This window comes from Rhodococcus sp. NPDC060176 (genome assembly GCF_042728675.1).
GTDB lineage: Bacteria > Actinomycetota > Actinomycetes > Mycobacteriales > Mycobacteriaceae > Rhodococcus_F.
In genome coordinates, this window is record NZ_JBHWYS010000001.1 from 366,119 (window position 1) to 383,565 (window position 17,447).

The 17,447-nt window shown below is 61.5% G+C and carries 20 protein-coding genes; 11 read left to right on the top strand and 9 right to left on the bottom strand.

Annotated features, from left to right (window positions below; genetic code table 11):
* Positions 1-90 precede the first annotated feature (90 nt).
* A complete protein-coding gene (locus tag ACFWEM_RS01665) occupies positions 91-1,170 on the top strand; it encodes an alpha/beta fold hydrolase (protein ID WP_378530562.1) in 1,080 nt (359 codons plus the stop codon).
* Here the strand turns inward: ACFWEM_RS01665 and ACFWEM_RS01670 are convergent.
* A complete protein-coding gene (locus ACFWEM_RS01670) occupies positions 1,141-2,262 on the bottom strand; it encodes an endonuclease/exonuclease/phosphatase family protein (protein ID WP_378530564.1) in 1,122 nt (373 codons plus the stop codon). The two genes, ACFWEM_RS01665 and ACFWEM_RS01670, sit on opposite strands and share 30 nt — an antisense overlap.
* Positions 2,263-2,394: 132 nt before the next feature.
* Here ACFWEM_RS01670 and ACFWEM_RS01675 point away from each other — a divergent pair, with 132 nt between their 5' ends.
* On the top strand, positions 2,395-3,687 hold the full coding sequence (locus ACFWEM_RS01675) for an MFS transporter (protein WP_378530566.1): 1,293 nt from the start codon (positions 2,395-2,397) through the stop codon (positions 3,685-3,687).
* Here the strand turns inward: ACFWEM_RS01675 and ACFWEM_RS01680 are convergent.
* On the bottom strand, positions 3,662-4,675 hold the full coding sequence (locus ACFWEM_RS01680) for an ABC transporter substrate-binding protein (RefSeq protein ID WP_232508959.1): 1,014 nt from the start codon (positions 4,673-4,675) through the stop codon (positions 3,662-3,664). The two genes, ACFWEM_RS01675 and ACFWEM_RS01680, sit on opposite strands and share 26 nt — an antisense overlap.
* A gap of 88 nt (positions 4,676-4,763) precedes the next feature.
* Here ACFWEM_RS01680 and ACFWEM_RS01685 point away from each other — a divergent pair, with 88 nt between their 5' ends.
* Together ACFWEM_RS01685 and ACFWEM_RS01690 are read left to right on the top strand one after the other, a co-directional pair.
* Entirely contained in the window at positions 4,764-5,591 is an 828-nt protein-coding gene (locus tag ACFWEM_RS01685; RefSeq protein WP_378530568.1) for a transglutaminase domain-containing protein, read from the top strand.
* 13 nt (positions 5,592-5,604) lie between these two features.
* Entirely contained in the window at positions 5,605-6,399 is a 795-nt protein-coding gene (locus tag ACFWEM_RS01690; RefSeq protein ID WP_378530570.1) for a 2-phosphosulfolactate phosphatase, read from the top strand.
* On the opposite strand, the gene ACFWEM_RS01695 is transcribed toward ACFWEM_RS01690, so the two are convergent.
* The 4 genes from ACFWEM_RS01695 to ACFWEM_RS01710 all read right to left on the bottom strand — a co-directional run bounded on the left by ACFWEM_RS01695 (position 6,354) and on the right by ACFWEM_RS01710 (position 9,554).
* Positions 6,354-7,145 carry an ABC transporter permease gene (locus tag ACFWEM_RS01695; protein WP_378530572.1) on the bottom strand — a complete coding sequence of 264 codons (792 nt, stop codon included), beginning with the start codon at positions 7,143-7,145 and terminating at the stop codon, positions 6,354-6,356. The two genes, ACFWEM_RS01690 and ACFWEM_RS01695, sit on opposite strands and share 46 nt — an antisense overlap.
* Complete coding sequence (locus ACFWEM_RS01700; RefSeq protein ID WP_378447577.1) at positions 7,142-8,083, bottom strand: ATP-binding cassette domain-containing protein; 942 nt, start codon at positions 8,081-8,083, stop codon at positions 7,142-7,144. The genes ACFWEM_RS01695 and ACFWEM_RS01700 overlap by 4 nt, the downstream gene beginning before the upstream one ends.
* 14 nt (positions 8,084-8,097) lie before the next feature.
* Positions 8,098-8,973, bottom strand: coding sequence for a DUF4097 domain-containing protein (locus ACFWEM_RS01705; RefSeq protein ID WP_378530574.1), 876 nt, complete (start codon positions 8,971-8,973; stop codon positions 8,098-8,100).
* Between the two features lie 65 nt (positions 8,974-9,038).
* Positions 9,039-9,554, bottom strand: coding sequence for a toxin-antitoxin system HicB family antitoxin (locus ACFWEM_RS01710; RefSeq protein ID WP_378530576.1), 516 nt, complete (start codon positions 9,552-9,554; stop codon positions 9,039-9,041).
* A 131-nt stretch (positions 9,555-9,685) separates the two neighbouring features.
* Between ACFWEM_RS01710 and ACFWEM_RS01715 the strand changes: the two genes are divergently transcribed.
* Complete coding sequence (locus ACFWEM_RS01715; protein WP_378530578.1) at positions 9,686-10,282, top strand: CHAP domain-containing protein; 597 nt, start codon at positions 9,686-9,688, stop codon at positions 10,280-10,282.
* Here the strand turns inward: ACFWEM_RS01715 and ACFWEM_RS01720 are convergent.
* Entirely contained in the window at positions 10,273-11,043 is a 771-nt protein-coding gene (locus ACFWEM_RS01720) for an acyl-[acyl-carrier-protein] thioesterase (protein ID WP_378530580.1), read from the bottom strand. The genes ACFWEM_RS01715 and ACFWEM_RS01720 overlap by 10 nt on opposite strands.
* 126 nt (positions 11,044-11,169) lie before the next feature.
* Here ACFWEM_RS01720 and ACFWEM_RS01725 point away from each other — a divergent pair, with 126 nt between their 5' ends.
* From ACFWEM_RS01725 to ACFWEM_RS01735, 3 genes are all read left to right on the top strand, one after another.
* Positions 11,170-11,514: an ArsR/SmtB family transcription factor gene (locus ACFWEM_RS01725; RefSeq protein WP_378530582.1), complete on the top strand. Its 345-nt coding sequence runs from the start codon at positions 11,170-11,172 to the stop codon at positions 11,512-11,514.
* The gene (locus ACFWEM_RS01730; RefSeq protein WP_378530584.1) at positions 11,514-12,185 is read left to right on the top strand and encodes a cation transporter; all 672 of its coding nucleotides are present in this window, start codon (positions 11,514-11,516) and stop codon (positions 12,183-12,185) included. Before ACFWEM_RS01725 ends, ACFWEM_RS01730 begins: the two co-directional genes overlap by 1 nt.
* Before the next feature lie 373 nt (positions 12,186-12,558).
* On the top strand, positions 12,559-12,975 hold the full coding sequence (locus ACFWEM_RS01735; RefSeq protein WP_378530586.1) for a hypothetical protein: 417 nt from the start codon (positions 12,559-12,561) through the stop codon (positions 12,973-12,975).
* A gap of 94 nt (positions 12,976-13,069) precedes the next feature.
* Here ACFWEM_RS01735 and ACFWEM_RS01740 read toward each other — a convergent pair whose 3' ends face one another.
* Complete coding sequence (locus tag ACFWEM_RS01740; RefSeq protein WP_003943015.1) at positions 13,070-13,282, bottom strand: hypothetical protein; 213 nt, start codon at positions 13,280-13,282, stop codon at positions 13,070-13,072.
* Between the two features lie 258 nt (positions 13,283-13,540).
* Between ACFWEM_RS01740 and ACFWEM_RS01745 the strand changes: the two genes are divergently transcribed.
* Genes ACFWEM_RS01745 through ACFWEM_RS01755 form a run of 3 tightly spaced genes read left to right on the top strand, consistent with a single transcriptional unit; the run spans position 13,541 to position 16,626 of the window.
* Entirely contained in the window at positions 13,541-14,200 is a 660-nt protein-coding gene (locus ACFWEM_RS01745) for a GAP family protein (protein WP_378530588.1), read from the top strand.
* 15 nt (positions 14,201-14,215) lie between these two features.
* Entirely contained in the window at positions 14,216-14,929 is a 714-nt protein-coding gene (locus ACFWEM_RS01750) for a GAP family protein (RefSeq protein ID WP_378530590.1), read from the top strand.
* Positions 14,926-16,626: a SulP family inorganic anion transporter gene (locus ACFWEM_RS01755; RefSeq protein ID WP_378530592.1), complete on the top strand. Its 1,701-nt coding sequence runs from the start codon at positions 14,926-14,928 to the stop codon at positions 16,624-16,626. Before ACFWEM_RS01750 ends, ACFWEM_RS01755 begins: the two co-directional genes overlap by 4 nt.
* Here ACFWEM_RS01755 and ACFWEM_RS01760 read toward each other — a convergent pair.
* On the bottom strand, positions 16,618-17,439 hold the full coding sequence (locus ACFWEM_RS01760; RefSeq protein ID WP_378530594.1) for a hypothetical protein: 822 nt from the start codon (positions 17,437-17,439) through the stop codon (positions 16,618-16,620). The genes ACFWEM_RS01755 and ACFWEM_RS01760 overlap by 9 nt on opposite strands.
* Between the last annotated feature and the right edge of the window lie 8 nt (positions 17,440-17,447).

Here is a 17,447-nt window from a genome sequence, read left to right on the forward strand (position 1 = left end):
AACAAGGCGTTGTGTTAGTTCCAGTCACGTGGTTCACTGAGCTAATGCAACTGATCGTTGCATTAGAGATGAATTGAGGGGTGTTTTCCCATGTCATACGAATTTCCTGTCGATCACCGAGGCCTCTTCGAAGAGCGAACAGGTCAGTTCCTGAGCTTCGGGCTCCCCGTCTCGGATCTCGAGGAATTGCGCGCATCCATCGACTCGACCTGGGCCGACGCGCCGGGTGGTTGGTCGTACGAGTGGTCTGTGCTGGCGGCAAAGTATTCCGCCGAGGGCAATCATTCACTCGCGGCGATGATCTACGGAATTGCCAAGTTCCCAGTGTTGGCCAACGATTCGCGGCGCCGGGCCCTGCAGAATCAGGTGGACGAATACGTCAAGGCAGCACCAGGATTCGGGCTCGAGTTCGAGCGTCGAATCCTGTCCCTGCCTTACCGATCCGGCGAGATCGAGCTACCGGTACACATTCTCTCTGCGGACGGAAGGTACGAAGACGCACCCGTCCTGTTGTTCAGCGGTGGCGTCGACGGCTGGAAGATGGACATGCATCCGTTGGTCAGTGCGTTCGCGAAGAACGCCGGCGTGACTGTTGTTGCCTTCGATCAGCCCGGAACTGGTGAATCACCGGTTCCTCTCGATGCTTTCGGTGACGAGGTGATCGACGGATTGGTGGCGACGGCTCGCACTCTCGGCAATGGCCAGGTGGCGCACCTGGGTGTCTCTTTCGGTGGCAACTTCGCCGTGCGGTCGGGGCTGACCGGCGCCGTCGATGCGGTGATCAACATCGGCGCCCCGGTCAAGGGTGCATTCGAGACCGCGAACGCGGAGCGCCTGGTCTACGGCATGGGCGACATCGTCGGAAACGTACTGGGTTTCGATGCACCGGCAACCAAAGAGGCACTGGTACAGGGTCTTCGCGCCTTCGATCGCAGTGCCTTGATGGCCGCAGACGACGGCCGGACCCCGATGCTTGTGGTCAACGGGGCCGATGACGTTCACATTCCGCTCTCGGACACCACTCTCTTCGAGGAGCGTCCGAACACGCAGGTACACGTCATCCCGGATGCGGGGCACTGCGCAGTGACCAAGCTGCCCGAGTTGACGCCGATGATGATCGACTGGCTACGAGATGCCCTGTCAGGAACCGCTCCACGAACCGGTCGATGATCCGCCGCCGAAGCTGGCAAAACGATACGTCGCAAGAACGGCCTTGTGATCGGTCGGCCACGGCGTCGGCGAAGCGATGAAGTTGTCTTGGGAGTTCTCTTCCACTCTTTTGTTGTGCACGATCGTCTTTCGCGGACCGATGATTCCGACAGATCCCAGCTTCAGGTCGGAAGCGCGGTCGGCGAAGATGTAGTCGATCCGATCGCGTTCGTCCGCCTCGGGTGCCCAGGTGAGCTGTGAGGTGTCGACGTCGGGATTGTCGGACGGCCAGGTGAAGCCCGGGTGTGTGGCCGGGTTCGGATACTTACTGCGGTAAGCGTCGACGAATCCGGCTTGGTCGAGCAGGCGGGTGGATTCCCAAGGAATGACGACACCGTTGTGGTCGAACAGATTTCGCGTGCCGTCGGTCCAATCCAGGGCCGACGGTTCGTTGAAATCGCCACCGAGGATGACGGATCTTCCCTGGGCCCGTTCTTTGGCCGCATCGTCGATGAACGTCGAAATTGCCTTGGGTCGTCCCGAATTGACGTTCACACGCTGAACCGTCTCGGGGTCCGTGACCGGACCGGACGGCATCTTGTTCCAGCCGAACTCGGAGAACTCTCCAGGCTTGGGAACGCCCGCGCCGTATCCGCGCGGTAGATACGTCGCGTAGGACGTGTAGGCCAGATGTGCCGAGTAAGCAGCGATTTGTTTGCCGTCGACCGTCACGACTGCCTTGATCATCGAGTTCAGGTCGGCTGTTTCCTCGATCGGAAACTTGGAGAGAATCCCCACGTCGGAGGACGCTGCTCCGTAGAAGGTGGTCCCTGATTTGGTCAGCATGTCGGCCAATACAGTTGTCGCAGTGCCGGCTTCCGACAGGAGAACTATCGACGCCTGTGTCGAGATGATCATGTCGGCGATCAGCTGCAGGCCACCGTTGATCTTGGTTCCGCCGTGCCAGGTATTGAGGGAGAGCACTTTGATCTCCTGTGCGGGGTTCGCCCCCGCGACGGAGGTATTGGCACCCAATGTAAATGCGCTCGCGGTGACTGTGCCCGCGGCTACCGCCATCGCCTTGACCATCTGGCGGCGCGTCAATCCATTCATCAAATCCCGGCTCTCGTTGTCGTGTGCTCGAACCCCCGGAAGATGATTACCATCGCTACCTAAACGGACAGTTAACCAATTGCAAAATGGCAAATTTCCGCAGAACGCCGTGCGGGCAATAGTCTTCTGATCGTGGTACTCAGTGAGCGTTTCCCCGGTAACAAGACCTTCGCGAAGGTTCGTGTCCTGCCGCCGGTGGTGAAGTTGCTCCTCCTCTCGATGGTGCTGTTCAACATCGGGTTCTATCTGGTTGTCCCCTTTCTGGCGGTGCACCTTTCGGAGGACCTCGGATTTGCGGCCTGGATTGTCGGCCTGGTCCTCGGATTGCGGATGTTCAGTCAGCAGGGCATGTTCTTCATCGGTGGAAGCCTCGCCGACAGGTTCGGCAAGCGTCCGATCATCCTCCTGGGCATAGCCGTTCGTGTGGTCGGTTTCCTGATGCTCGGTCTGGCCGAAAGCATGACCGCCGTGATCGTCGGCGTGCTCCTGGTCGGCTTCGCTGCCGCGCTCTTCGCACCCGCCGTGGAGTCGGCCAACGCGGAATACGGACGCGAACTCGAGTCCGCCGGAGTGATGCGCCGTACCGATTTGTTTGCAGTGGAACAGATGTGCAGTCGACTGGGAACCGTGATCGGTCCCGCGCTGGGAGCTGCTCTCCTGATGTTTCCGTTCTCGTGGACGGCGTCGAGCGCCGCGTTGCTCTTCGCGATCATGTGGGTCGGGTTCTTCATCTGGTTCCCCCGACCGGGCGATGCACACGACGGCCCGGTGTCGACCTATACGCTGCGCGACGTCTGGCGAAGCGTCCTGACCAACAACAACTTTCTGCTCTTCGCGACGCTCTGCAGTTTTCAGCTGGTTGCGTACAGCCAGCTGTACCTGATGCTTCCGGAACAGCTCGAGCGCGGAGTCGGTTCGCAGGCGGCGCTGGGATGGTTCTACGTGGGCGCGGCGGTATTGGTGATCGTCGGGCAGGGACCGACGGTCGCGGTGGCCCACCGCATCGGGCATCGGCGCGCGATCAGCTTCGGGCTTGCACTCATTTCGGTGTCGTTTCTGGTTCCGCTGGTCACCGGCGTCAGCGCCGCAGCTTCGGCGTCGACGCAGATAGTTGGTCTGGCGGTGTGGATCGGCCTGCTGCACCTGGGACAGATGTTGATGGTGCCGCCGATGCGAGACACCATCGCGATTCTCGGTCGTGAAAGCAACCTCGGAGCGCACTTCGGCATGCTCAACACGATCGGTGGTCTGCTCGCGCTCCTGGGAACGGTGGGAGTCGGATTCGTGTACGACCTCGTCGACAACGGCCACGCAGCGCCGTCGTCACCGTGGGTGATGGTTGCGCTCTGCGTGGCCGTGTCGGCTGTGGTGTTGTGGGTGTGGTCAGGCCGAACGAAAGTTATCGACCCGCGATCGTCTGATTGATCTTTGCGACGAAATCTTCCAGCACAAACGGAATGGTGAGCGGGTTCGGCATGGACACCGCGTCACTGACGATGGGGTCCAAGCTGATCAGGCCTCCGGTCTCGACCACGTTCAGATTGGTGAACGCCGGCTGCGACTCCATCTCGGCGCGAGCCTTCTCGTAGTTGTCGAAGAGCAGGTAGTCGCACTCGAGAAGGTCGTAGTTCTCGGCGGAGATCTCGTAGTTCAGCTTGCCCGCGAACCGATCCTTCAGTGCGGCAGGCGCCGTGAACCCGAGTTGCGTGAGCAGCTGAGCGCGGGCCGCCTCGGGGCTGAACGCTCGAAGATTTCCATCGCTCCAGCGAATGACGAGAGCTGCTGTCTTGCCTTCGAACTGGGGGTTCTCCGCGCGGGTGCGAACGATGAGGTCTTCGACTTCCTGGACCTCCTGCTTTGCCTGCGCGGGAACGCCCACAGCGGTGCCGATGCGGGTCGTGACTTCCTGCCAGGGCAGAACCCAATCCGTCTGATCGGCGGCGTGCAGCACCGTCGGCGCGATGGCGCTGAGCTGCTTGTACAGATCCTCGTCGATCGCATTGTTGACGGCGATGATCAAATCAGGCGCTGCGGCGACGATCGTTTCGATGTCGAAATCGGTGGTGGCGTTGGCCAATGGCGTCGGCTCGGCGCCCTGGACTGCAGAGTCGGCCCAGACGCCGATTCCGTCGTCGGTCGATCCCTTCCACACCGGGACCAGGACGGGCGTCAGCCCGAGGGAAAGCAAAACGTCCGCGTCGCCGATACCGACCGCTGCGATGCGGCTGGGTGCCTGCTCGATGGTGGTGGAGCCGAACTTGTGGTCGATCGTCACCGGGAAGGCGTTGGCCTCGGCGTGAGCACCTTCGGTGCCGGGAGTGGATTCGTCCTTCGCGCTGTCGCCGCAGGCAGCAAGGGCGAAACCTGCTGCTGTTGCGAAGGTGACGGACAGCATGGCACGGCGGCTCAACATAGGGTTCACGGCAACCTCGGGTTTCATGGTTATGGGACCCTAACCATAGTGGAGTTGCTGTGTCGGCAGTGTTTGTTAACCTCCGCCCATGACGGCGGTTCTCGACTACACATCAGCAGGACCGTTCACCCGCATCGACGGGGTGGACATGCTCGCCCTCGAGTCGCTCTCCACCGACCCCGTGAAAATATGCCGGGTAGTGCCGTACCTGGTGGTCCAACCCGCCGATGCTCAGTCGCTGAATCTGCCCGCCGACCGATTCGACGAAAACCGGATCCGGCCGGCAAGCGTTCTGCTCGAACGGTTGCTTGCGCTCGATCCGGCATCGGTCACCACCGCCCGAGAACCCGACAAGCGGGTTGTCGGAACCTGTCGGCACTTTGCTGTCTTGAGTTGTGCGTTTCTGCGCTACCGCGGTTTCGCCGCGCGGGTCCGCTGTGGTTTTGCCACCTACTTTCAACCGGGACAGGGCGTCGACCACTGGATCACCGAGTACTGGGACGACGCCGGCAAGCGGTGGATCCGCATCGATTCCGAGATCCTCGGACAGAACGTCCTTCCTCACGCCCATGATCTGCAGCCGGGAGAATTCCTCAGTGGTGGTGAGGCGTGGCTGGCGTATCGACGCGGCGAGATCGACGCGTCCCAGTTCGGGGTGTACGGAACCCAGAACTGGGGAGCAGCCGAGATCCGCGGCAACGCTGTGAAAGATCTTGCCGCGGTGAACAAAGTCGAAACTCTGCCGTGGGACGAGTGGGGCCGCATGACCGATGCCTACGACGGAAAGACCGGAGAGGAGTACGACGCACTGCTCGACGACATCGCCGCCGTGTGCGCCGCCGACGATCCCGCTGCCGTGCGAGCAATGTACGAGCACGAGGATTTACGCGTGCCGGAGAAGCTGCTTACTTTCTGAGAGACTTGCCCACATGAATCAGGAGCACCGCCAACTCGAGTACGGACTTCGATTCGACTGGGGCCTGCGCGGCGCCGAGGCGATCGCGGCGGGCGTCGATATAGCGGTCGTGGTCGACGTCCTCTCGTTCACGACCACGCTGAGCGTCGCCGCCGACGCGGGAATCGACGTACTTCCCTTTTCCTGGAACGACGAGAGCGCGGTCGACTACGCACGCGATGCCGATGCGGTTCTGGCTGTACGACGAAGTGTGGCCAGAGAGGGGCAGATCAGTCTGTCTCCCAGGACGATTCGCGAGACCGAGGCGCCAAGTCGGCTGGTACTGCCGTCGCCGAACGGGTCGACTATCGCGTTTGCGTTGGCGTCCGAGGTTGCGGTGTGTGTCGGCGCTTCATTGAGGAACGGTTCCGCCGTCGCGGATTGGATTGTGCACGAACATGGTCCGGGATCGCGGGTCGCGATAGTCGCATCCGGGGAGAAGTGGCCCGGTGGAGAGTTGCGCCCGGCGGTGGAGGATCTGTGGGGTGCCGGTGCGGTTGTGACGGCGCTGACCGCTGCTGGTTGGAAGGGCCACAGATCGCCCGAGGCGCTGATGGCGGCGGATGCGTGGGCGGCGGTGGCGGATTCGTACGAGGACCGCCTGCGGGACTGTGCCTCAGGACGCGAGTTGATCGCCATGGGGTTTCCACACGACGTCGCCATCGCCTCGGAACTCGACGACAGCGACACCGTACCCGTTCTCGAAGAACATGTGTTTCGAGGTCAGCGCACCGGGCGTCGGTTGAACAAACTCCGCGCCCAGAGGTAGGAGAGGATGGTGATGGCGACGCACCATCCGATCGCGAGTATCGCGTTGTTCCCGATAGCTTCGCCGAGAAGAAGTCCTCGAAGAGTCTCGATGATCGGAGTGAACGGCTGATACTCGGCGAACCATCGCAACACGGTCGGCATCGAGTCGGTGGGGACAAATCCGCTTCCCAGGAAAGGTAAGAGGATCAACACCATCGGGAGATTGCTGGCCGTCTCGACGCTCTTGCTGACGAGGCCGAAGGCAACGGACAACCAGATCATGGCGATGGAGACCAGGATGAGAAGTGCAAACGCCGCGACCCACTCCGCGAAGCCTGCAGTCGGCCGGAAGCCGACGGCTATCGCCACGGCGATGACAACAACGAGGCTCACAATCGTCTGAAGGAGACTGCCGAGAACGTGACCGGTCAGGACGGACGTGCGCGTGATCGCCATCGTGCGGAATCGTGCAATGATCCCCGCGGTCATATCGGTTGCGACGGAGATGGCAGTACCTTGTGCCGCAGATGCCACGGTCATCAGAATGATCGCCGGTGCAACGTAATTGACGTACTCGGCTCGGCCACCGCCGTCGGGGCCGAGGCCGTTCCCGAGCGTCCCACCGAGCACGTAGACGAACAGTAGCAGGAAGACGACTGGCATCCCGACAAGCATCACGGTCATCGACGGATATCGAAGGATGTGTCGAATACTGCGACGCAGCATGGTTTTCGAGTCCTGATAGGCAAGCGTCATGGTGGTCATCGCGCGTCGGTCCTTTCGGTGGCGGTCAGAGTCAGGAACACGTCGTCCAGGTCCGGTGTGTGTACGGAGAGTTCCTTGACGTCGATCGAGTGGGCGTCGAGTTGGTCGAGAAGAGAACGCAGCGAGCGGACACCCCCGTCGCTGGGGACCTGGAGGACATAGGCGGCGTCATCACGCGATGATTCGTCGAAAACAGCTGCAGCAGTATCGAGTTGATCTCGGTCGAAGAAATGGAGTCGAATGTGGCCGCCGGGGATGTGCCGCTTGAGTTCCGCCGCCGTACCTTGGGCGACTATCCGTCCCTGGTCGAGGACGGCGATGTGGTCGGCCAGCTGATCAGCTTCCTCGAGGTACTGCGTCGTGAGGAAGATGGTGACACCGCCCTTGACCAACTCCCGGATGATCTGCCACATTGTGCGTCGACTCCGGGGGTCGAGACCGGTGGTGGGTTCGTCCAGGAAGATGATCTCCGGCCGCCCGATCAACGTCATTGCCAGGTCGAGCCGTCGGCGCATGCCGCCCGAGTAGGTCGAGGCCAGCTTGTCTGCGGAGTCGACCAGATCGAACTTCTTCAGGAGTTCGTCAGTGCGAGTTCGGCGTTCGTCTTTACCGAGATGATGTAGGTCGGCCATGAGGAGAAGGTTTTCCTCACCGGACAGATAGTCGTCGACCGCCGAGAACTGCCCGGTGACGCCGATGCGTGAACGCACCGCGTCGGGATCGTCGGAAGGGTTGTACCCGGCGATGCGGATGTCGCCGCCGTCTGCCGGAACGAGGGTCGAGAGAATTTCCACGATGGTGGTCTTGCCGGCGCCGTTGGGACCGAGGAGCGCAAAGACGGTTCCGCGGTCGACGGAGATGTCGATTCCGTCCAGTACCGTCTTGTCGTCGTAGGCCTTCTTCAGGCCCGTCGCGGTGATGGCTGGTTTACGGGACATCAGCGTTCCTTTCGCTAGATCTTCTTGTTGGATTCTTCTCGAGGCTCCGAACGTCGAATGACGATGTCGCCGTAGCTGGTGTGCGCCCGGACGTCTACTCGGCGTTCGGTCGAAGCCGGTCCGTGCGTGGCATTCATCTGGTTGTCGACGCGACCGAAGGACGTATGAGCGTCGAATCGCGCGGCGGTTCCGGATCGAACGCCGATATGGATTCGCCCGGCAGCCGTCTTTGCAGATACGACTCCGCTCTCGATGGTCTCGAAACGTATGTCGCCGTTGGCGGTTGCGGCCGTTGCGTCGGACTCGGCGTGCTCCACGGCGACACTGCCGTTGGCGGTCTTTGCCTTCAGCGCGCCTGTGATCGTGCCGATGTTGATGTCGCCGTTGGAATTCTTGACCTCCGCGTTGCCGTCGACGCGGCCGATGCGGATGCTTCCGGACCCGGTGCTCGTGTCGATGTCACCGGCTACATGCTCGACGGTGATCGCGCCGGCCCCGGTGCTGACGTTGAGCGGTCCCGTGGTGTCCAGTGTGCAATCGCCGGCCGAGACCTTCACGCGGGATCGTCCGAGAGTGCCGTCGGCGCGGAGGCTGGCAACTGCGGCAGTGCCTTCGAGTTCCGAGGCGGACGGAAGTTGCACGGAGATGTCGACAGATCCTGTCTTCCCGAAAATGCCGAGGCCGCGCTGTTTCGGAGTCTTGATCTGCAGCCGGCCACCCGCGAATTCGACGCGCGTTTGTTCAGCGATTCGAACGTCGACCTCGCGAGACGAGTTGCTGGGCAGCACTTCCACGACAGTGTCGTTGCGGTCGCTCGCCGTGATCCGGATGTGCCCGACTGCCACGTCGAAGCTCAAGGTGATGGGGTCAGGTGTGCTGAATGTAGGCATGGTGATACTCCCGATGAGGTTGTCTCGGTTGGTGAAAGAGGGTGGTGCGAAAAAGTAGGCCGGTGTCAGTGCACCCAGCCGGTGAAGCTTTCGGAACCTTGGGACGTGCGTTGTCTCGGAATGCTTCTGTTCATGCCGCCTTCCAGAGCCGTTGCAGCCGAGCGAACCAGCCACGCGTTGACGGAGATCCCGGCTTCCCGGGCCGCCGCCTCGATCCGGTCTTTGAGGTCTTGCCCCAGACGCAGGTTGATTCGAGTCATCGAGGCGTCGTCGGACTCCGTGACGGGACGCGGTGCCGGAGTCGGTTCCTCTTCGATGGGGGCTGGAGCCGGTTCACTGATGGCCGGTGCCACCACGAATTCGGGTTCGCGTCCCCGCAGGCGCAGGTCCACCGAACCCGGGGCGAGGTCACGCGTGATCTCGGCAGCTGCCGCAGACAATGCGTCGAGAAGGGTGAGTCGCACTGCTGATTCCAGCGGTGCGGTCAAACGATCGGCGAGTGCCTTTGCGTCGTCTCCTCCTGCTTCGGCTGCCACCGCGAGTTCGTGGCGAAGGTTGTCGACGTACGGTGTCAAGTCCATGGCATCACTATGGCATCACTTTGGTGCCATAGCAATAGTTTGATGGCACATTCGTGTGGGTTTGGTGAGAAGTGCCAGGTCATGGAGATGGTTGGCGCTTTGATTCTCGGCTGACTGGCACACTCGTAAGGGTGAGTCCTGCCGAACCCAATCGTCGCCGCCGTATCTTGCTCTGGATTGCCGGAGTGCTCGGCGTCGTCATCGTGGTTGGTGCGGTGGCCGTCGTGGTCGCGCCATCGCGATATCTGCCCTGGGATACCGCCGAGTTCCCGACGGTCGACGCCAGTTCGGTGACTTCGGACCAGGCTCGTGTGCTCGAACTACTCCGATCCGAGCACGAGCAGGATCGCCCGGGCACCTTCTATTCCGACGGTATCGACGAAGAGTGGTGCGCCGATTTTGTCAGCTGGATCATGAGGGAAGCGGGTCGGCAGTTGTCGAACCCGAACTCCGGCAGCTGGCGCATCCCGGGGGTGTACACCTTGCAGGAGTACTACCAGGGGATCGGCGCATACGCCGAGAACGGCAGCGGATACACCCCGAACGTGGGTGATGTGGTGATCTACGACAGTTCGAGATGGGTCGGTCAGCACACCAACATCGTGGTGGCAGTGGACGGCGATACAGCGATCACGGTTGGCGGCAACGAGTTCGGCAAGGTGAGGGTGCACGATCTGGACTGGCAATCCGACTCTGCCGTTGTGGGATTCGGAAAACTTCACCCCTGATCGCTGCTCTTCGGAGTCAAGGCGAACCAGCGCGCCGACGCACGTGCCTCGCCGCCGGCGTCGATGTGCAGGGTGTTCGTGCCCCCTCGCGCAGTCACCTGCTCGCCTCTTTTGATGGGCTGCGTGTACTCGAGGATCGCGCGAAAGGGTCCGCGTCTCAGGCCGTCGGTCAGCGCGTCTTCCACAGGCTGCCAGTAGATCGCGTTGTTCACGTGATCGAAGGGGTCGAAATCGCTCGAGCGCAATGGGAACGGCGTATCCGTTGACGGCGTCGTGTCAGGGGCCGGGTCGATCCACCGACGCCAATGGAGATGCTGGTCGATTGCGGTCGACGCCAGCGCGGCAGTGAACTTTTCACTGATGGTTGCGGGCATTCCCGTCTTCGGGTCGATGTTGATCCAGAATGCCTCCGTTTCGATCAACCCGCCGGCATCAGACCTGATGCGAACCCGCATCGAACACCATTTGCTCGACAGTCCGGAACACCAGCGCTGCAGGTGAACTCGATCCGGCCAGACGACGGGTTCGAGTACGTCGATCACCGTCCTCCGCACCATCCACAGTGGATGGGTCTCCATGGCGCCGCGGTCGACAAGATTGTCGAAGCCCGCGTCTTGGAGGTATCGCGCGATCGCGTCGAGGCGCAGGCATTTGTCGGTGTGAATGTCCCCTGTTCGCACCGGCCAGGAGGCATGAAAGATGCTGCCGGTGGTCGGAAGTTCTGGCATCGCTATGTGATCGTCGATTTTTGTGCGGTTCATCTGATGCGGGCTCCCGCTGGTCGAAGTCTGGTCGAGCGTTCCAGGCTTGCGGTACCCGATGGCTAAATCTTGAACCATTGGAGTTCACTGTTTTCTGAATACAGATTTCGATGTACTGTCGTTCGCATGGATGTCGAGGGCATGAATGTGGTGACCAACGTGGCGGTGCTTGCGAGGTTTGGGCATGCTCTCTCCGATGAGACTCGAACACGGATACTGCTCGAGCTGAAGACCTCGCCCCGGTATCCGTCCGACCTCGCCGAAACATTGGCTGTGACCAGGCAAAAGCTGTCCAACCATCTGGCCTGTCTGCGTGGCTGCGGCTTGGTCGTTGCCGTCCCCGAAGGACGCCGGACCAGATACGAACTCGCCGACGCACATATCGGTCAGGCTCTCGACGACCTGCTCGGGGTCGTTCTCGCGGTGGATCCGTCGTACTGCCCGGACAGCGAGTCAGAGGGGTGCTGCTGATGGTTGCGCCGCTCGATCACGTCGGTCAGTCGGCTGCCCGACGAGCGCTCTTGTCGAGAAGAATTCGCATCTTCGTGGCGATCACGATCAGCTACAACGTCGTCGAGGCGATCATCGCGTTGACGGAGGGGACGCGAGTGTCTTCCGCGGCCCTGTTCGGGTTCGGTCTTGATTCGGTGATCGAAGTGTCCTCGGCGGCAGCGGTCGCCTGGCAGTTTTCGGCTCCGGATCCGGCGAGTCGTGAGAAGACGGCACTGCGAGTGATTGCCTTCTCGTTCTTCGGGCTCGCTGCGTATGTGTCGTTCGACGCGATCCGGTCACTGTTCGGTCTGGGCGAAGCGCAGCACACAACTGTCGGAATAGTCTTGGCTGCAGTGAGTTTGGCGATCATGCCGGCCCTGTCCTATGCGCAGCGCCGAGCAGGTCGGGAGTTGGGTTCGCTCTCGGCGGTCGCGGACTCGAAGCAGACGCTGCTTTGCACTTACCTCTCGGCGGTGTTGCTTGTCGGTTTGCTGCTCAACTCGCTGCTCGGCTGGTCGTGGGCGGATCCGATTGCCGCACTGGTCATCGCCGTCATCGCGGTGAAAGAAGGCGTCAACGCGTGGAAGGGCGATCCGTGCTGCCCGGTTGTGGCTGTGCCCGAGGGCGGGCATGAGTGCGACTGCTGCTGAGTGAACACAGGTTTTGTCGAGTGAGTACTCTCTGCGGCGTGTCAGAGAGGGTGCTCACTCGGTGAAAGGGGTGCCGGCTTCTGCACGGCTCTTGATGTGTGCGGCCCGTTGCTCGGCTGAATGTCGGAGACGTGTCGGAGAGCGATGACCAGTGAAACTGCTGCTGAGCGAGCACAGATTCAGTTGAGTGAACACCCTTACAAGTACGCCACAGCCTGTGTTCAGTCGAGGAAAAGGGTGTCAGGTCTGGTTTGCGTTGCCGACAAGCGGGTACGGGTCGGTGACCTGCGGTTCATCCGCGACGGGTGATGTTTTCGCGTTCCAGCCCCTCGAGACTGAGTAAGGGAAGTGCATTCTGTCGAAAGGAACGCTGATGACTGCTCCACCGCGGGAACCCGCGAATCACCCTGTCCGGCAGGGTTTCGCGGTCGGTACGACGTTTGCAGCAGCAATTCTGCTGCTCACCGCAGGCATTGTCGCTCTGCTTCAGGGCATCGCGGCCGTCGCCGACAACAATCTGTTTGTCGTGGGTATCAACTACACGTACAAGTTCGACATCACGACGTGGGGTTGGATCCACATCATCTTGGGCATCATCGGAATCTTGGTGGCCCTCGGCCTCTTCACCGGTGCAGTGTGGGCCAGGGCGGCGGCAATCGTCATTGCGTCGCTCTCGATCATCGCCAACTTCTTGTGGATGCCGTATTACCCACTGTGGTCGATCCTGGTCATCGCGCTCGATGTCGTGGTGATCTGGGCCGTCGCGACCTGGGATGGAGACAGAGTCTAGGCGCCGAACAACTCGAGAGCAGTTGGTCCCGACCGAATCGACTCGGTCGGGACCATTGCTCGTGCGCGGGCAATCCGTCGGATGGCGGCTCGGATCAGTCTGGGAGCCGACGCATTTCGGCGACGGTCAAGCCGAGGGAATCGAGACGGGCCATGATGCTTCGCATAGCAGTGTGGTCCGCGACGGGTCCGTACAAACTGGTGAATCCACCGGCCGCACTGGCAACGCTGAGTTCGGGAAACGCAGCCTTGACACGGTCCGACACTTCGCCGTCGATGAGGAATTGATACCGAGTGGGAGCATTCATCAGTGTCCGCTCCATTTCGTAGGGCCATGAGGTCCGGGACGGCACCGCTCCGAGCCTCGAAATCACATGTCGTCAAATGTAATCGGCGTCGCTGCCCGATCCAGGACTCCGCATCCGTGAGATCCAGTCTTACTCCCGCACGCTTCCGCGGCGTCATCCCCAACGGGTGAAAGTCGTCGCGGTTCCGTTCATCCCTTTTGTGTGAGGCTCCGCAGAGCCGTCACCCCTAGTGTCGACCGGGAGAGAGAAGAGGTCGGCATGGGATCTGTCATCGGGGATCTGTTACCCCTCGCGGTCGGCGTTGCGGTATCACCGATCCCGATCATCGCGGCAATCTTGATGTTGTTGTCCAAGCGTGCCGGCAGTACCAGCGTCGGATTCGCCTTGGGCTGGATACTCGGAATCATCGTCGCCACTGTGATCTTCGTGCTCCTGTCCAGCAAGCTCGGCGACGCCGAGGGCGATCCGTCAGCGACGGTGTCGTGGATCAAGCTGGCGTTGGGTGTGCTGCTACTTGCGTTCGGAGCCAAGCAATGGCGCGGCCGCGGAGGTGAGCACGAAACCCCGAAGTGGATGCAAGCCATCGACGACATGACTGCTGCCAAGGGCCTGGGCTTGGGCTTCGCTCTGGCCGCGATCAATCCGAAGAATCTCATGATGTGTATCGCGGCCGGAATCTCGATCGGATCCGCCTCGCTTGGATCCGGAGAAGTGATTGTCGCTGTTGTGGTCTTCACGATCATCGCCGCCTCCACGGTATGCGTACCCGTGATCGGCTATCTCGTTGCCGCGGAGCGGCTGCGCAGTCCGTTGGCGAAGCTGAAGGTGTGGTTGCAGGACAACAATGCCACCGTGATGAGCGTGCTGATCCTGGTCATCGGCGTCGTTCTCATCGGCAAGGGCATCGGCGGTCTCTGATAACTGGAGGTGGTTATGGGATCGCTGCTACTGCAACAGATCCCGCTGGCACTCGGGATCATCATGAGCCCGCTGGCGGTTGTCGCCGTTGTCGCCGTGCTCTTTTCCGAACGAGCGCGTGTCAACAGCATTGCGTACCTGATCGGGTGGTATCTCGGAATAGTTGTCGCGCTGGCCGGTTCGTACATCATCTTGACCGCACTGCAAGTTCACCAGCGCACACACCCGCCGCTGTGGGTCCCCATCCTCCATCTCGTTCTCGGGGCGACGCTGCTGGCGGGAGCTTGGTTCGTCTACTCGCGCAGCCGCCGCGGCGTCCAGGCGATGGCGGCTGCAGTGGCGCCCGGCGACGTCGTGGCTGCGGCCCCTCAGCTGCCGAAGATGCTCCAGTCGGTGGAGCATTTCCGACCGGCGCGGTCAGGTGTGCTCGGTTTCGCTCTTTTCGTTCTCAACCCCATCGACATGTCGTGTGCCGTCGCCGCCGCCATGAACTTTCGGCTCAGCACCGTGGCGCCCACGTCGCAGATCGTCTCGGCCGTGATCTTCTCGCTGGTGTCCGTGACCTCGGTTGCGGTGCCCGTCGCCCTCCTACTGATCAAGAAAGAGGAGGCAACCGAACCGTTGCAGAAGATCCGCAGCTGGATAGCCACCAACACGCACTTGCTGAACGTCGGGCTCCTCGTCCTGATCGCGGCGATGCAGATCAGTAAAGGGGTGCAAGGACTATGAGTGCTCCGCATACACGGACGTGGTGGGTTTTCGGATCGCTGTCCGACTACCAACGCGCTTGGCTTCGCCCCGACATCATTGCGGGCCTTACGGTGTGGGCTGTCCTTGTCCCGGAAGCGCTCGCCTACGCCACCATCGCCGGAGTTCCACCGGTGGTCGGACTTTATGCTGCGGTGCCGTCGCTGATTCTGTATGCAGCGGCCGGCAGTTCGCGCCATCTGATCGTCGGGCCGATGTCGGCGACCGCAGCGTTGTCCGCGACGATGATCGCACCATTGGCTTCAGGAAACGACGGACGATTCATTGCGCTGTCTGCGGCTTTGGCGATAGTGACCGGGCTCGTCGGGCTTTTGGCGGGATTCATGCGTCTCGGATTCATCGCCTCCTTCATCTCCGAACCGGTTCTGAAGGGGTTCATCGTCGGTCTGGCGCTCACGATCATCATCGGTCAGGTGCCCAAACTTCTGGGCGTGGACAAAGGTGAGGGAAACTTCTTCGTCCAGGCGTGGACAGTGGTGAAGGAACTGGGCGAGGTCGACGGACCGACCGTGATCATCGGATTGCTCAGCCTGGCAATGGTCCTGGGCGTCAAGAGATGGCTTCCGCTCGTACCGGGTTCGCTCCTCGTCGTGCTGCTGGGCATTACCGCAGTAGCGTTGTTCGGCCTCGACGATCGTGGCATCGACATTGTCGGACACATAGACTCGGGCCTGCCGTCGATGGGTCTGCCGAGCGGTGTGGGAGCTGAGGACTACCTCGATCTGGTCGGACCGGCTGTGGGCGTTCTTCTCATCGGATTTGCGGAAGGTCTGGGCGCTGCAAAGTCATACGCGGCCAAGGCCGGTTACACAATCGACGCCAATCGTGAACTGGCTGGACTGGGTGCGGCAAACCTGGGATCGGGACTCTGCTCGGGAATGGTGGTCAACGGCAGCCTTTCGAAGACTGCTGTCAACGGGGGAGCGGGGGCCAAATCTCAGGTCAGTGGATTGGTGGTTGCAGCACTGACTCTGGTCACACTGCTGTTTCTCACCGGCTTGTTCGAGAAGTTGCCAGAGGCGACGCTCTCGGCGGTGGTCATCGCAGCGGTGATCGAACTGGTCGATTTCTCTTCTCTCGCAGCGCTGTACCGGGTGTGGACGAAGCGGTTGGGCAGCATCTACGGGCACGCCGCGCGGGCCGATTTCGCCGCGGCGATCGCGGCGATGTTCGGAGTCCTGCTGTTCGACACCTTGCCCGGATTGATCATCGGAATCGCCGTCTCGATGTTGCTGCTCCTGTATCGAGTCTCCAAACCGCATGTGGCCGCTCTGGCCAAGGACGGCACGCGCTGGGTCGACACCAGCAGTCATCCTGATCTGAAGACACTCGACGGCGTCGTAGTGGTCAGGGTTGAAGCGGGGATGTTCTTCGCCAATGCCGACCACGTGCGTGATCAGATCACCGATTTGGTGACTGCCGGCACCACCATGGTCGTCCTCGACGCCGAGACGTCACCGTTCATCGATGTCAGCGCGGCCCAGATGCTGGCTCAGCTTCGAGATTCGTTGGCTCGCAAGAATGTGAGTTTCCGTGTGGCACGCGACATCGGACAATTCCGCGACGTTCTGTCCGGCGCCGACCAGGGCGCGCTGAAGGTCGACGTCTACCCGACTGTCTCGCAAGCGCTTGCAGGTCGGGACAACACCTCAGCGTGAGGTTCGCAGCCAGATTCCCAGCGGACCGGAATCTTTGGCCACTGATCCGACGATCGACGACGCGACAACCACGATGGCCGAGAAGATGAACAACCAACCGATGACGGTGAACATCACGCCCAGGAGACCGAACTCGTCCTGAGACGTCTTGGTCATCCGCGGCAGGAAAAGAGTGCCGGCCACGTGCAGGCCGGTCAGACCCGTCGCGGTGAGCAGTCCGGACCCGACGCACATGCGAGTGGTCATGCGATTGGCCGTCAGTAGCATGGGCACGGCGGTCCAGACGAGTGCCCACACCACATAGACCGCAAAAAATTCCAGGAGATTGCCCACTCCCGGAACGCTGTTCAGTTCTCGGCACAGGGCCGCGCCGACCACCGACCCGGCCACGACGAAGACGACAGCGATCCATCGCCACGCCTGACGAAGCGTCGCGGTCGGCACGCTCCAGATACGCCCGTACATGCGGCCGAGAGCGCGCGCGTAGGACGTGGAACTGATCAGCAGCATGAGCAAGCCGACGATCCCGAAAGCCGCAGCAGTGGAGGTGCTGGTGATTTCGGCGTTGGGGAGTTGGACGCCGAGGTCATCCTTGGCGGCATCGGCCAACGGCTTGAGCTGCTCCAGAGTGGACGCCGCGATCATGACCGGCAGCAAGGACGTGAAGGCCTGGGCCGCCAACGTCATGGCGCTGTCCACGAGTCCGACTTCGAAGACCCCGATGGTTGCATCGGTCGCCAACCGTCGACTCGGTGTGCCTCTAGCCCACACGGTCAGTCGATCGCGCGTATCGGAATACAGCTTCGAGGGCATGGAAGCAG